This is a genomic window from Candidatus Nanobsidianus stetteri, assembly GCF_003086415.1.
GTDB classification, from domain to species: Archaea; Nanobdellota; Nanobdellia; order Nanobdellales; family Nanobdellaceae; genus Nanobdella; species Nanobdella stetteri_A.
The window spans coordinates 1-12,464 of sequence record NZ_QEFP02000008.1 but is presented as its reverse complement, the minus strand read 5'-3'; the positions used below and the strand labels follow the sequence as shown (position 1 = coordinate 12,464).

General features: G+C 24.3%; 20 protein-coding genes. 16 read left to right on the top strand and 4 right to left on the bottom strand.

Annotation, left to right across the window (positions count from 1 at the left end):
- Nucleotides 1-185: 185 nt before the first annotated feature.
- The 10 genes from DDW03_RS01735 to DDW03_RS01690 all read left to right on the top strand — a co-directional run bounded on the left by DDW03_RS01735 (nucleotide 186) and on the right by DDW03_RS01690 (nucleotide 5,712).
- Nucleotides 186-1,193: a hypothetical protein gene (locus DDW03_RS01735; RefSeq protein ID WP_228615343.1), complete on the top strand. Its 1,008-nt coding sequence runs from the start codon at nucleotides 186-188 to the stop codon at nucleotides 1,191-1,193.
- Nucleotides 1,183-2,115, top strand: coding sequence for a hypothetical protein (locus tag DDW03_RS01730; protein WP_228615342.1), 933 nt, complete (start codon nucleotides 1,183-1,185; stop codon nucleotides 2,113-2,115). Before DDW03_RS01735 ends, DDW03_RS01730 begins: the two co-directional genes overlap by 11 nt.
- Before the next feature lie 100 nt (nucleotides 2,116-2,215).
- Nucleotides 2,216-2,551: a 30S ribosomal protein S17 gene (locus tag DDW03_RS01725; protein WP_228615341.1), complete on the top strand. Its 336-nt coding sequence runs from the start codon at nucleotides 2,216-2,218 to the stop codon at nucleotides 2,549-2,551.
- Complete coding sequence (locus tag DDW03_RS01720; protein WP_228615340.1) at nucleotides 2,548-2,952, top strand: 50S ribosomal protein L14; 405 nt, start codon at nucleotides 2,548-2,550, stop codon at nucleotides 2,950-2,952. The genes DDW03_RS01725 and DDW03_RS01720 overlap by 4 nt, the downstream gene beginning before the upstream one ends.
- A 1-nt stretch (nucleotide 2,953) precedes the next feature.
- Nucleotides 2,954-3,478, top strand: a complete 525-nt coding sequence (gene rplX / locus DDW03_RS01715; protein WP_228615339.1) for a 50S ribosomal protein L24 — start codon at nucleotides 2,954-2,956, stop codon at nucleotides 3,476-3,478.
- Nucleotides 3,479-3,515: 37 nt separating this feature from the next.
- A complete protein-coding gene (locus DDW03_RS01710) occupies nucleotides 3,516-4,247 on the top strand; it encodes a 30S ribosomal protein S4e (protein WP_228615338.1) in 732 nt (243 codons plus the stop codon).
- Nucleotides 4,244-4,774 carry a 50S ribosomal protein L5 gene (locus DDW03_RS01705; RefSeq protein WP_228615337.1) on the top strand — a complete coding sequence of 177 codons (531 nt, stop codon included), beginning with the start codon at nucleotides 4,244-4,246 and terminating at the stop codon, nucleotides 4,772-4,774. The genes DDW03_RS01710 and DDW03_RS01705 overlap by 4 nt, the downstream gene beginning before the upstream one ends.
- A 31-nt stretch (nucleotides 4,775-4,805) precedes the next feature.
- Nucleotides 4,806-5,339 (top strand): 50S ribosomal protein L6, encoded by a 534-nt coding sequence (gene rplF, locus DDW03_RS01700; protein ID WP_228615336.1) that lies wholly within the window; start codon nucleotides 4,806-4,808, stop codon nucleotides 5,337-5,339.
- Complete coding sequence (locus tag DDW03_RS01695) at nucleotides 5,339-5,476, top strand: hypothetical protein (RefSeq protein WP_228615335.1); 138 nt, start codon at nucleotides 5,339-5,341, stop codon at nucleotides 5,474-5,476. Before rplF ends, DDW03_RS01695 begins: the two co-directional genes overlap by 1 nt.
- 26 nt (nucleotides 5,477-5,502) lie before the next feature.
- Nucleotides 5,503-5,712 carry an eL32 family ribosomal protein gene (locus DDW03_RS01690; RefSeq protein WP_230971977.1) on the top strand — a complete coding sequence of 70 codons (210 nt, stop codon included), beginning with the start codon at nucleotides 5,503-5,505 and terminating at the stop codon, nucleotides 5,710-5,712.
- On the opposite strand, the gene DDW03_RS01685 is transcribed toward DDW03_RS01690, so the two are convergent.
- Nucleotides 5,709-6,251, bottom strand: coding sequence for a hypothetical protein (locus DDW03_RS01685; RefSeq protein ID WP_228615333.1), 543 nt, complete (start codon nucleotides 6,249-6,251; stop codon nucleotides 5,709-5,711). The two genes, DDW03_RS01690 and DDW03_RS01685, sit on opposite strands and share 4 nt — an antisense overlap.
- Nucleotides 6,248-6,733, bottom strand: a complete 486-nt coding sequence (locus tag DDW03_RS01680) for a hypothetical protein (protein WP_228615332.1) — start codon at nucleotides 6,731-6,733, stop codon at nucleotides 6,248-6,250. Before DDW03_RS01680 ends, DDW03_RS01685 begins: the two co-directional genes overlap by 4 nt.
- Before the next feature lie 44 nt (nucleotides 6,734-6,777).
- Between DDW03_RS01680 and DDW03_RS01675 the strand changes: the two genes are divergently transcribed.
- A complete protein-coding gene (locus DDW03_RS01675; protein ID WP_228615331.1) occupies nucleotides 6,778-7,164 on the top strand; it encodes a toprim domain-containing protein in 387 nt (128 codons plus the stop codon).
- Here the strand turns inward: DDW03_RS01675 and DDW03_RS01670 are convergent.
- Entirely contained in the window at nucleotides 7,124-8,515 is a 1,392-nt protein-coding gene (locus tag DDW03_RS01670; protein ID WP_228615330.1) for a hypothetical protein, read from the bottom strand. The two genes, DDW03_RS01675 and DDW03_RS01670, sit on opposite strands and share 41 nt — an antisense overlap.
- Before the next feature lie 68 nt (nucleotides 8,516-8,583).
- Between DDW03_RS01670 and DDW03_RS01665 the strand changes: the two genes are divergently transcribed.
- The 5 genes from DDW03_RS01665 to DDW03_RS01645 all read left to right on the top strand — a co-directional run bounded on the left by DDW03_RS01665 (nucleotide 8,584) and on the right by DDW03_RS01645 (nucleotide 11,895).
- Nucleotides 8,584-9,129, top strand: coding sequence for a DNA-directed RNA polymerase (locus DDW03_RS01665; RefSeq protein ID WP_004578121.1), 546 nt, complete (start codon nucleotides 8,584-8,586; stop codon nucleotides 9,127-9,129).
- Nucleotides 9,129-9,332, top strand: a complete 204-nt coding sequence (gene spt4 / locus DDW03_RS01660; protein WP_004578122.1) for a transcription elongation factor subunit Spt4 — start codon at nucleotides 9,129-9,131, stop codon at nucleotides 9,330-9,332. The genes DDW03_RS01665 and spt4 overlap by 1 nt, the downstream gene beginning before the upstream one ends.
- 1 nt (nucleotide 9,333) lies before the next feature.
- Nucleotides 9,334-11,046: a glutamate--tRNA ligase gene (locus tag DDW03_RS01655; RefSeq protein WP_228615329.1), complete on the top strand. Its 1,713-nt coding sequence runs from the start codon at nucleotides 9,334-9,336 to the stop codon at nucleotides 11,044-11,046.
- Nucleotides 11,047-11,076: 30 nt separating this feature from the next.
- Nucleotides 11,077-11,433: a prefoldin subunit gene (locus DDW03_RS01650; RefSeq protein ID WP_228615328.1), complete on the top strand. Its 357-nt coding sequence runs from the start codon at nucleotides 11,077-11,079 to the stop codon at nucleotides 11,431-11,433.
- 69 nt (nucleotides 11,434-11,502) lie between these two features.
- On the top strand, nucleotides 11,503-11,895 hold the full coding sequence (locus DDW03_RS01645; protein ID WP_228615327.1) for a cell division protein SepF: 393 nt from the start codon (nucleotides 11,503-11,505) through the stop codon (nucleotides 11,893-11,895).
- On the opposite strand, the gene DDW03_RS01640 is transcribed toward DDW03_RS01645, so the two are convergent.
- A complete protein-coding gene (locus tag DDW03_RS01640; RefSeq protein ID WP_228615326.1) occupies nucleotides 11,892-12,380 on the bottom strand; it encodes a ZPR1-type zinc finger protein in 489 nt (162 codons plus the stop codon). The two genes, DDW03_RS01645 and DDW03_RS01640, sit on opposite strands and share 4 nt — an antisense overlap.
- Between the last annotated feature and the right edge of the window lie 84 nt (nucleotides 12,381-12,464).

The window sequence follows — 12,464 nt, the reverse complement described above, 5'->3', positions numbered from 1 at the left end:
ATATATGGAATATAAAATAATAGATATAATCAAAGATTTAGAAAAGTTTTCTCCAAGGAATAAACTTACGTCTGTATGGGTACTGGCGATAGCTGAGAAAGTATAGTAATTGTTCAATAAAATTTTTAAAAGTTTTTATGAAAATCATACTACTATGGACACCTACCATTCTGAGATAAGGCGGGGTGGGGTTTTATAAATATATAAGGAGAAGTCTAGAAAAGATTTTACAAAAAGCAGGAAAAGATGGAGAGTTAAAGTTTATGTTTGCAAGGCCAATAGCACCATACAATATAGAAACAATATTAGCATTATTGCATATTAAAGGGATAATAAATACAATAGATAAATATGAATATGAAGTAAATAATGTAATTTTAGATATCCTACAGTGGGGAGATGATAAATTTTCTTTTTACAATCAAAAAAAGAAAATATTTGTTAGACCTCAAATATTATATAGCAAATCTCGATATAATATAGCAGTTGAATCAAAATCTCAATTGAAGAAAAATATTAAAATAATAAGAGATGTATATCTAGATGTCAATAAAATAAGTGAAATGGCGGAAGAAACTGAATTAACATATATGAATGAATCTCTGAATTATTTAAGAAATAGAGGAAAAGTAACTAATGGTATAGTAAATATATTAGACTTCTGGGGATTAGCAACATTATATTATATAGGTGGAGTATCTAAGCGTATTTTTGAAATTAATAATTATAAAATAGAGGAATTTGAAGATAAGATAGAATTAGTGAATAAGGAATTTAAAAATGGAATAAAGATAGCAAATAAAGTTGAATATAAAATATCTGGATATAAATTATCTTTCGAATATAACGACAAACAATTAAGATTTAGGATATACGATGCAAGTCATATTTATAAAGAAGAAAGTAAGAAATATAAAATGGAAATGAACCCATATATAGCTTTAGCATTATTGTCAGGAAGTGGATATGTATTACTCGAAGAAGACCCTAGAAAACCATCAGCAGGTAAAAAGACAAGACGTCTCTATAAGGAAGCAAAGAATAAAACAGGATATGATATACTACCATTAGAACTATATATGCAAAAACTAATAAAAAGAAGAATAATTGGTGAAGAAAATTATGTAAAATTTATAAGTAAAAATATAACTCCTTATATTATAAATACTATAAGATATATATATGGAATATAAAATAATAGATATAATCAAAGATTTAGAAAAGTTTTCTCCAAGGAATAATGAAGAAGCTATAAATAAAACAATTAAGTACATAAAAGAAAATTTGGAGAAAGTTGGAATAGATTTTTTTGATCAATATTTTTATGTTTCTATACCTTTTGATGAAGGATCATATATAATTTTAGATAATGGAGAAAAAATAATTGGAAAGGCAAATTCTTTTGTTTCTGGATATTTTGAAGAGAAAAATATATATTCAAGTCAAAATATAAAGCAAGAAATAAGTGTACCACATATAAATTATAATCAGTATTATGATGCATATTCTGGAGTAATTTTCTATGATTTTCCAGTAATAAATATAAAAAAATCAGATTTAATTAAAGTTATAAATTCAGAAGAAATAAAGGTTTATGTTAATGTAAAAAGAAAGTTAATAAAAAATGAAAATATATTAATTGGAAATATAAAAAATCCAAAAAATATAATTTTTACTCATTTCGATACAGTATTTAATGGAACTGTAGATAATTCTTCAGGAACAGCAACCTTATTATATGCAATAATAAATAATAAAATAAATCTTAAAGAAAATCTAATAGTATTTTCAGGTTGTGAAGAATTATCATATGATAAACCATATTATTGGGGATATGGTTATAGAGTTTTTGAATATGAATATAAAGAAATATTAGAAAAAAGCGAAAAGATTATTGTATATGATATGTTTGGACATTCAAAGCCAATATTAACAAAAGAATATATTAGAGAAGCATTTCCAATAATGTCAGAATATTTATATGAAAAATCTATACAGATATCAGAATCTAATAATGATTGGATAAAATTCTACCATTCAGAAGCAGATACTATTGATAAAGTAAATGAAGATTATCTTAAAGAAGGATTAGAACTATTATTAAAAATTTTATAAATTTTCAGTTTGCCCATCAATCATCACTATTCAGGTCGTTGATCCATCATCATCCCTCTAGAAATATTATTTTTAAATCTATTTATAATTTAATCATAAAATGGTACAAAAGACTCATGTTAAGGATATTGGAATTGAAGGTATAAATCCTCCGGAAAAGGTATGTGATGACAAAAAATGTCCATGGCATGGGGAAATAAGAGTAAGAGGATTATTATTTGAAGGAAAAGTTGAGAGAGTTAGGAGAAGAATTGCTTTAATAACCTTTTATAGATATTATTATGTCCAAAAATATGAAAGATATATGATAAGAAGATCAAAAATTAAAGCCCATGTTCCAAAATGTTTAGATATAAAAGAAGGTGATGAAGTTATTATCGGGGAGACAAGGCCAATATCAAAAACAATAAATTTCGTTGTAATTAGTAAAAAATGAAGCCAATTAGTGCAAAAGTAACAAGGGGAATTACTGTTGGTACGATTTTAAAGGTTGCAGATAATTCAAAGGCAAAATTAGCAAAGGTAATTTCTGTGGTTGGATATAAAGGTGTAAAGAGAAGATATGCTAGAGCAGGAGTTGCTGATATGGTTTCTGTATCAATAATAGATGGAGATTTATCATTAGTTGGAAAGGTTATGAAAGCTGTTATAATTAGACAAAGAAAAGAATATAGAAGAAAAGATGGTACAAGAATAAAGTTTGAAGATAATGCTTGCGTAATTATAAAAGATGAAAAAACCGGAACACCGGCAGGTACAATTATCAGAGGACCAGTGGCAAGAGAAGTTGTTGAAAGATGGCCAGAAATTGGAAAAATTGCAAGTATAATTGTATAAAATGGTTCTAAAAATAAAAAATATTGATTATAAAGATTGGAGTTCATCATGGAAATCTTCTAAAAATTCTAGAAAACAAAGAAAATATATAATAAATGCTCCTTTACATATTAGGGGTAAGATAATCTCTTCAATGTTATCAAAAGATATAAAGAATTTAATTAAAATAAATTCTTTACCTTTGAGGGTTGGAGATTATGTTAAAGTTTTAAGAGGTAAATATAGAAATACTGAAGGATTTGTAATCTATATAGATAGAAAAAGATATAAAGTATATATAGATAATATTAAATTTACAAATAAGGCAAATAGAGAAGTTTATAGACCAATTCATAGTTCAAAATTATTAATATTAAGGCTGAATTTAAAGGATAAAAAGAGAATAGAAATCATAAAAAGAAAAATGAAATCAAAAAATATTGAAGAAAATAAAATAGAAGAATTAGTAAATCAATTGGTAAATAATTTCTCAGTAAAGGAAGATGAATTGGCAAAAGTAACCGAATTGAACAAAAAATTTAAATAAGGAAATATTTTAAAAATAGTTATTAAAAAATAATAAAATGGCTCATGTTTCCAATAAAAGGCATCTAAGAAATATTACAATACCAAAAACATGGCCAATAAGTAGAAAGAAATATTATTGGATTATTAGACCATCAACAAATGGATATAAGTTTGAATATAGTATGCCAATATTATTATGGTTAAGAGATTATTTAAAAATTGTAAAAAATAAGAAGGAAGCAAAATATTTATTAAGAAATGAAAAAGTTTTGGTAAATAATAAGAAGATAAAAGATTTAGGATATAGCGTTGGATTATTTGATGTTATATCAATTAAAGATTTAAATAAAAATTATAGGGTTGTTATGTCTAATAATTTAAAATTAAAATTAATTGAAATTCCAGAACAAGAAAAAGATTTGAAAATAATAAAAATTGTAAGGAAAAATCTTGTTAAGGGAGGAAAAATACAGGTTACTGGAATTGATGGAAGGAATTTTATAATTGATGATAAAGATATAAAAACAGGAGATAGTATTCTATTTAATACAAAAGAAAATAAGATAGAAAAGATAATAAAAATGAATAAGGGAAATTTAATATATATATTCTATGGAGCAAAAGTAAGTACAATTGGAAGATTAGAAAATATAAAAATATTTAGAAAACCATTTGGACATACAAGATTTATAGAATATATAAATATGGATAATAATAAAAAGGAAGAAACAATATTTGATTATTCGGTTGTAATAGGCGAAGACAAACCTTTAATTACTGTAAGATGAACTCAAACAAAAATAATATAATGAGAAGAATTATTATTGATAAAGTAACAATAAATATTGGAGTAGGTAAACCTGGTGAACCTTTGGAAAAGGCGGAAAAATTATTAAAAAAGATGTTTCCAGATCTTAAACCTGTTAGAACAAAGGCAAAGAAAAGGGTACAAGCATGGGGAATTAGACCAGGATTGGAAATTGGGGTTAAATTAACAATAAGAGGTAAGAAAGCTGAAGAAGTATTGAAATGGTTATTAAAAGCAGTAAATAATACATTAAAGGAATCACAATTTGATAAATATGGAAACTTTGGATTTGGAATAAAAGAATATGTATGGATACCAGGTATGAAATATGATCCATCAATTGGTATATATGGTATGGATGTTATAGTAACCGTTAGGAGACCTGGATATAGAGTAATGTATAGAAGAATTAAAAGATCAAAGATACCCGAAAGACACAGAACTACAAAAGAAGAAGTTATAGAATATTTAAAAAATAATTTTGGTGTAAATATTGTAAAAGAATAATTTTTAATATTTTTTATAATATAAAGATAAAATGAGACTTCCAATCATGATAGATTATGTAGAAATACCAAATGGTGTAAATGTATCAATAGAAGATGGAAAAATATATATAAAGGGACCAAAGGGAGAAAAATATAGAAATATAAACAATAGAAATATTATTATTGAAATAAGGGAAAATAAAATAATATTTAAGGCATATTTTCCATCAAAGAAAATAATTAGGGATATGAATACAATGGTTGCACATATAAAAAATGATATTGAAGGTGTAACAAAAGGTTTTGTATATAAATTAAAGGGTGTTTCAATACACTTCCCATTAAAATTAAAATTACAAAATAATAAATTAATAATTGAAAATTACATGGGTGGAAGGGATATAAAAGAAATAGAAATACCTGAAGGAGTAAAAGCTACATTGAAGGAAAATGAAATCACATTAGAAGGGTATGATATAGAAGTATTAGGAAACTTGGCAGGATTGATAGAAAATTCAGTAAAACCAAAGGAAAAGGATTTAAGAAAGTTTCAAGATGGAATTTATATTATCCAAAAACCATGATGAATAAGTTATTAAAATTAAGAAAAATAATTAAGAGGAAAAAACCAGATTATTTTAGATTTCAGTGGTGGAAAGTAATAAAATTAAGAAATAAAAAAGAATCTTGGAGAAGACCAAGGGTATACATAACAAAATAAGAAGGAAATTGAAAAGCAGGGTTTCTATGGTAGAGGTTGGATATGGTTCTCCTAGAGAAGTAAAGGGATTATTGCCAAATGGTAAGAAACCTGTATTAGTACATAATGTAGAAGAATTGGAAAAAATAGATAAAGAAAAAGAATGTGCAATAATTGCTTCTAATGTTGGAAAAAGAAAAAGAGAACAAATAATAAATAGGGCAAAAGAACTAAATATTGAAATTTTTAATATTTAATATTTATATAATTTGAAATAATCTAGTATAAAATTTTTTATCTTTTCAGAATCATTATATAAATCTCTTCCAGACATATCTATTAATTTATTTTTTCCTCTAACTTTTTCTAGATTAGATTTTAAAGAACCTAATACTTTTGAAAACCCGAAACGTAATAATATTTTTTCGGTTGTACTAGCTTTACTTACATCAAAATCTTTAAATTCTTCTACATTATGTGAGCTTTCTATACTTATATCTAAATCACCAACAGATGTATTTATATTATAAGCATTAATAAGTATTGTTAATTCAATTTTCCAATCAATCTTTGGTTCTTCTTTCCAATAATTTTTATAAGCTTCCCATTTAGCTTCTACAAATAATAAACCTTCCGGAGTTAATCTATGAAAGTAATATTTTTCATATCTATCTTTTTTAAATATCCCCTCCCATTTATTAATTTCAAGGAATTTTTTGAATTTTTCATAAAAGTCCTGTGGAATAAATTTTATTTTTGATTTTACTCTTGTTTTATATATTGCTTCCCAGGTCATAGTTTAAATGATGCTGTAAAATCTTTTGCTAAATTTAAAAAATCATCTGCAATTTTTCCAATATTTTTTTTATGATCCTTTAATTCGCTATCATATAAATACTTTTCAAATAACCCTCTAAGAAATATATTGAATGGTTTGTCCCCAAAATATTTTTGGTAATCAGTTATTAAATCCCCATTTATTTTTATATTTAGATTTTCTGCATACTGTTTCATATTATCTAATAATTTTAATGTATCTATTGAAATACTTATATCATAACTATATGTTACATAATCTGTTATCTTCTTTTCTGTATGCCATTCTAAACTTATAGATCTAGATCCATCATCTTTTACTTTTTCTTCATGTTTATTTTCAAAAAAGTCAAATCCTTTATTATCCCAAAATTCTTTCATCGATTTATAGAAGTTTTGAAAGTCAATTAGTCCAGTATATGAGAATGTTTTACCATCAACAACCCTCTCCTTTGGTGGCATAATAAATAAAAAAACTTTAATAATTAAAAGTTAAACTTTTTATAATGTATAAGATAATATCTTTTTTACATAGGCTAAGGGAGAAAAAGGATTCACTTATAGTTGTAGAAGGTAAGAGAGATAAGGAAGTATTAAGAGAATTTGGATTTAATAATGTATATACAATATATGAATTAAGAAAGGATGAGAGTGTATTTCTAAATTATAGAGAAGCAATTATATTAACAGATAATGATAATAAGGGAAGGATTTTATATAAATATGTAAGAAATTTACTAGAATCTGATGGAATAATTATAAATGATATTGAAAGGAGAAGATTCTTTAAATATTTTAAAGTAAGAGAAGTTGAAGATTTAAGAAAGCGTATTGATGAAATAAAGTTTTATATTAATTATTTTGAGAATCCTGAGAAGATTTTGTACTTTTAATTTTTTTAATTGGATATGATAAAGGATTTTTAATTAATGAGCAAATATTATCTGGAGTACATATTCCAATATCCTTATAATATATTTCATTATTGCAATTCGGAGTTAAATATTTTTTATTATTTTTATATAATTTCTTATGCCATTCTAATTGATATTCTATGTATCTATCCTTTAAGGGATCCTGTAAACTTTCATTCCATTCTTTTATATATCTTTCAATTTTATCCCAATCCCATCCAATATTTGCAAAGAAATTTATTAATATAAATAATGATCTTTTCCTTCCATCATCCATTTCTTTATTATTTAATATATTTTTTATACATGGAGGAAATAAATCTTCATTTATTTCTATCTTTCTTTTCTTTATTTCTTCTACATCTCTTTTTGTTTCTTCAATTCCTTCCTGATTTTTATAATTTTCAGCTAATCTGCTAAATTTTATTACTTCAACTTCATTTTTTATTTTCCATAATAATGAATCTTTAATTAGATCTTTTAATTCTTTAGATTCTTTTCTTTCTAAATCTTCAGTTAAATATGGTATACCTTCATATGAATAATTATTTATATTAGAATCTTCAGGATTTAATTTTTCTATATAATTTTCCTTTATTGGTATAGATAAATTTCCAGTTTTTTCATTTATTGAATATAAACATCTAATTAAATGTCTCGATGATATTAATATTGTATCTATTTCAATTATATCATATGGATTAAATCTTTCTATATCATTTACTCCATAATTTTTTAATTCCTCTTCACTAAATTTTAATAATATTATTTTCTTTAATTTCTCTTCTATTTCTTTTGATATATATAATGCTAATATTCTTGCAAGATCTGGGAATAATTTTCTTGTCTCTTCTTCTATAAGATTATCTTTTTTATATATATTTATTGTTTCTGGAAATATTTCCCATGGAATTGCTATATGAAAACCTTTTCCCCCAGAATATTTAATATATATTGGATTAATATTTTTTTCTTTTAAATAATCAACAATAATTCTTGCAGTAACTTTTGATAGATCTAAAGATTTTGCATCTATATCTATTATAAAATCCCATCCCAATCTATATTCATTCAAATCCTTTTTTGAAACTTTTTCACTCAAAATATTTATATCAATCCATCTCTCAATCGATATATGAAATGAAATGGCACCTTTTTTAATATAATTTATTATATCATCTTCTGTTTCTATTTTTGATGGTCTATGTCCAAAATTATTATTTGATAATAGATATCCAACCTCTCTATTCTGAGAAATTTTTACCATATCCTCTAAAATCTCTCTATTATTTTGATAGAATTTAATTAAATTATTTAACATTATACTCATAATATTTTTTTATTGCAAAAAAATAAAAATTACAAAGATTTATAAAAATTTATAAAATCATTCTAATAATGTTTTATGAAGTTCAAATATATGATGTAGTAAGAGTACCACCAAATGAAATAACAGATAATGTAAATGAAATGATAGAAAAGATACTATTAAATAATTATGTTGGAATGGGTGGAAAAGAATATGGGATAATTGTAACAATAAAATCCATAGATGAAATATCTGAAGGTATAATGGTTTTTGAAGATGGAGGAGTATATTATAAGGTAAAATTTACTGCAATTTCGTATTTTCCAAATATTTCTGAACTAACATATGGATTTGTATCATCTATAACAGAATTTGGAGCATTTATAAATATAGGACCCATAGATGCATTGGTTCATATTTCTCAAATAATGGATGACGAGGTATCAGTTTCTGGAAGAGAAGCTTTAATTGGAAAGAATAGTAGAAAAGTATTGAAGGTAAATGATATGGTAAAGGCAAGAATAGTTACAGTAAGTTATAAAGGTGTATCTAATGTAAGGATTGCAATGACAATGAAACAACCAGGATTGGGAAAATTGGAATGGCTTGAACAAAAGAAAAAATCTGGTAAATAATGGCATATAGAAAACCAAAAAGAAAAGTATGTAGAAACTGTAAGGCAATAATTGATAAAGATGTAGATAGATGTCCATATTGTGGTTCTACAGATTTATCTGAAGATTATTCTGGATTTATTATAATTGTAAATCAAGAAAATTCTGAATTCTCTAAAAAATTAAATTTAAAAGAGGGTAAGTGGGCAATAAGAGTATTATAAGATGGATATAAATAAATTAATAAAAAAATGGGTATTATATAATAAATATAAGTATGGAAATGTGGATTTAAATTCTGTTGTATCAAAAATAGTATATGAAAATCCTGATTTAAAGAAAAACATAAAGGAAATAATCCCAAAAGTCAAAGAAGAAATAAATAATTTGTCTAATATATCTAGAGAAGAAGCTTATAATATATTATTAAAAGAATATCCAGAATTATTAGAAGAAAAGAAAAAAGAGGAAAGAAAAGGATTACCAGAATTAAAGAATGCAGTAGAAGGTAAAGTTAAGACAAGATTTGCCCCAAATCCTTCAGGATATTTACATATAGGTCATGCAAGAGCAATTATATTGAATTATGAATATGCAAAAATGTATAAAGGAAAATTTATATTAAGGATTGAGGATACAGATCCAAAGGTTAAAAAACCAGATCCTGATGTATATGATTCAATAAAAGAGGATGTTGAATGGTTAATAAATGATAAGGTAGATGAATTTTATATACAATCTGAAAGATTAGATATATATTATAAATATATAAAAGAATTAATTGAAAAGGGATTTGCATATGTTGATCTTTCTCCAAAAGAAATAATATCAAAATATAGGGCAGAAGGAATTCCTACAGAATATAGATTGAAAGAACCAGAATGGCATTTAGAACAATTTGAAAAAATGTTAAATGGATATTATGATGAAGAAAAAGCAGTAATAAGAATTAAAACAGATCTAAATCATCCAAATCCATCTGTAAGAGATTGGATTGCATTTAGAATTGTTGATCCAAATAAAAATCCACATCCATATTTATTAAGAAAATATGGAAAAAATTATGTAGAAAGATATTGGTTATGGCCTACATATAATTTTTCTGTATCTATAGATGATCATTTAATGGGAATAACACATGTTCTGAGAATGAAAGAACATGAAGTAAATTCATATAAACAAAAATATATTTATGAATATTTTGGTTGGGAATTTCCGACAATAATAAATTATGGGGCTCTATTAGTAAAAGATTTACCATTGCATAAATCTGAAATAAGGAAATTAATAAAGGAAGGAAAAATATCTGGATGGGATGATCCATTTTTACCAACATTAAGAGGATTGAGAAGAAGGGGAATTGATAGAGAGGCAATAAGAAAATATATTTTAGAAATAGGGCCAAATCCTGTAGATGTAGTTATTGATTGGAATAAAATATACACATATAATAGAGAAATATATGATAAAAAGGCTAAGAGATTTTTTATAATAAGAAATCCTGTGAAAGTTATAATAAATGATCTACCATCAAATAAAATAATAAAAGTTAAAAATCATCCAGAAGTAGATTTGGGATATAGGGAATTTATAATAAAATCTAACATATTTTATATAGATATAAATGATATAAATAATAAATATTTAAGATTGTTTGAAGGATTTAATATTGAAATAATAGATAAAAGGGAAGATTATATTGTTGCTAAATATTTATCAGATAGTATGGAAGATGCAAGAAAATTGAATGCAAAAATTGTTCAATGGGTACCTGAAGAATATAAGATTAATATAAAAGTATGGGAAAAAGATGGTATAATAAATGCAATTGCAGAAAAATATGTATTAGAATTAACAAAAGATGGGGAAGTAATCCATGGAATAAGGTATGGATTCTTTAAGAGAGAAAAAGATTACTTAATATATATGCACAAATAATTTTTAAATGAATTTTTATAATATATAAAAATGGTTAGTGAGGAAGAAATAACATCAAAGTATGAAGAGTTTGAAAATTTAAGACAAGCATATTTATTAATAGAAAATAAAAGACAAAAAGTTTTACAAGACTTAGCTGAAACAGAGAATGCATTAAAAGAATTATCAAATTTACCAGATGGTAAAAAAGTTTATTTTATGATAGGAAATGTATTAATAGAAAAAGATAAAAAAGAATTGATAAATAAGTTAAATGAGGATAAAGAAATATTAAAGGTTGAAGCAGAAAAATTAAAAAAGCAGTCCGATATATATAAAGAAAAGTTAAATTCTTTAACGAAAGAATTAAATGATTTATTAAAAAGATCCAATCTACAGTCTAAATAAATAATATCATAAAAGATAATCAAAAATATTAACCAAAGGCATAAAAATAATGGAGAAATATATATTTATATGGTATCTTTAGGAAACATATTTAAGTCAAAAAAGAAGGAAACTTCTGATCAGTATGTAGAGGTAATACCCACTCAGAAGGCTGAGGAGGTAAAAATTTATGTTAGAGTATTTAGGATAAAGGATCCATCAGAAGTTAAAGCAGTTGTAGATTCATTAAGAGAAAGAAATTATATAGTATTTGTTGATATATCTGGATTAAATACTGGTAAAGATCTTGTAGAAGTAAAGAGAGTTGTATCTAGAATTAAATCTGTTGTAGATGCAATTGGTGGAGATATAGCTGCCGTAAGTAAAGATTGGATTATTGCTACACCACCGTATGTAAGAATCTGGAGAGGACATCAAATGTCTGCAGTTGAAGAAGTAAAACAAGAAGATCAGCAACCTTAATATATTTTTGATAATCCCTTTTCATCTTCTATTATTATAGTTAATTCCTTTTTATTATTTAACACATCTTCTATATAATTTATTTTTTCTATTATTTTGTTATATTTTTCTTTATCATCGGAATATAATATTTTAAATCTTTCTAAATTGTTTTTTATATTCATTAAGAAATCATCTATTGCTCTAATTTCAAATTTTGATTCAATACCAGGAGTTATTTCAACTTCAATTTCTTTTAATATTATTTTTGCATAAGGAGATTTTAAAAGTAATTTTCTTGCTTTCTCTTTATTATCTATTTTATATTCTATTTTTATATAACCTCTATCTTCTAATGGTATTATTTCAAATGTTTTATAATTGCAAGAATTACATTTAAATGTATAAAGTAATGACTTACCTATCTCTGGAAAATCATATTCAATTGTCTTTATTTCAATATTTTTTGAATTACAAACTGGACAAGAATCTGTTAAGATTATCATATATCTTTAATAATCTAAATATTAAATTCATTTGAGCCCTTGCCTTTGATATATCCTTTTTATTAATTATTATACTATGATTTT

What these genes read in the sequence shown, in the direction of transcription:
- DDW03_RS01665 (WP_004578121.1), top strand. Translation starts at nt 8,584, where the DNA reads ATGTTTTATGAAGTTCAAATATATGATGTAGTAAGAGTACCACCAAAT.
- DDW03_RS01670 (WP_228615330.1), bottom strand. Translation starts at nt 8,515, where the DNA reads ATGAGTATAATGTTAAATAATTTAATTAAATTCTATCAAAATAATAGA.
- DDW03_RS01690 (WP_230971977.1), top strand. Translation starts at nt 5,503, where the DNA reads ATGGTAGAGGTTGGATATGGTTCTCCTAGAGAAGTAAAGGGATTATTG.
- rplX (WP_228615339.1), top strand. Translation starts at nt 2,954, where the DNA reads ATGGTTCTAAAAATAAAAAATATTGATTATAAAGATTGGAGTTCATCA.
- DDW03_RS01695 (WP_228615335.1), top strand. Translation starts at nt 5,339, where the DNA reads ATGAATAAGTTATTAAAATTAAGAAAAATAATTAAGAGGAAAAAACCA.
- DDW03_RS01655 (WP_228615329.1), top strand. Translation starts at nt 9,334, where the DNA reads ATGGATATAAATAAATTAATAAAAAAATGGGTATTATATAATAAATAT.
- DDW03_RS01640 (WP_228615326.1), bottom strand. Translation starts at nt 12,380, where the DNA reads ATGATAATCTTAACAGATTCTTGTCCAGTTTGTAATTCAAAAAATATT.
- DDW03_RS01685 (WP_228615333.1), bottom strand. Translation starts at nt 6,251, where the DNA reads ATGACCTGGGAAGCAATATATAAAACAAGAGTAAAATCAAAAATAAAA.
- rplF (WP_228615336.1), top strand. Translation starts at nt 4,806, where the DNA reads ATGAGACTTCCAATCATGATAGATTATGTAGAAATACCAAATGGTGTA.
- DDW03_RS01730 (WP_228615342.1), top strand. Translation starts at nt 1,183, where the DNA reads ATGGAATATAAAATAATAGATATAATCAAAGATTTAGAAAAGTTTTCT.
- DDW03_RS01705 (WP_228615337.1), top strand. Translation starts at nt 4,244, where the DNA reads ATGAACTCAAACAAAAATAATATAATGAGAAGAATTATTATTGATAAA.
- DDW03_RS01645 (WP_228615327.1), top strand. Translation starts at nt 11,503, where the DNA reads ATGGTATCTTTAGGAAACATATTTAAGTCAAAAAAGAAGGAAACTTCT.
- DDW03_RS01725 (WP_228615341.1), top strand. Translation starts at nt 2,216, where the DNA reads ATGGTACAAAAGACTCATGTTAAGGATATTGGAATTGAAGGTATAAAT.
- DDW03_RS01675 (WP_228615331.1), top strand. Translation starts at nt 6,778, where the DNA reads ATGTATAAGATAATATCTTTTTTACATAGGCTAAGGGAGAAAAAGGAT.
- spt4 (WP_004578122.1), top strand. Translation starts at nt 9,129, where the DNA reads ATGGCATATAGAAAACCAAAAAGAAAAGTATGTAGAAACTGTAAGGCA.
- DDW03_RS01720 (WP_228615340.1), top strand. Translation starts at nt 2,548, where the DNA reads ATGAAGCCAATTAGTGCAAAAGTAACAAGGGGAATTACTGTTGGTACG.
- DDW03_RS01650 (WP_228615328.1), top strand. Translation starts at nt 11,077, where the DNA reads ATGGTTAGTGAGGAAGAAATAACATCAAAGTATGAAGAGTTTGAAAAT.
- DDW03_RS01680 (WP_228615332.1), bottom strand. Translation starts at nt 6,733, where the DNA reads ATGCCACCAAAGGAGAGGGTTGTTGATGGTAAAACATTCTCATATACT.
- DDW03_RS01710 (WP_228615338.1), top strand. Translation starts at nt 3,516, where the DNA reads ATGGCTCATGTTTCCAATAAAAGGCATCTAAGAAATATTACAATACCA.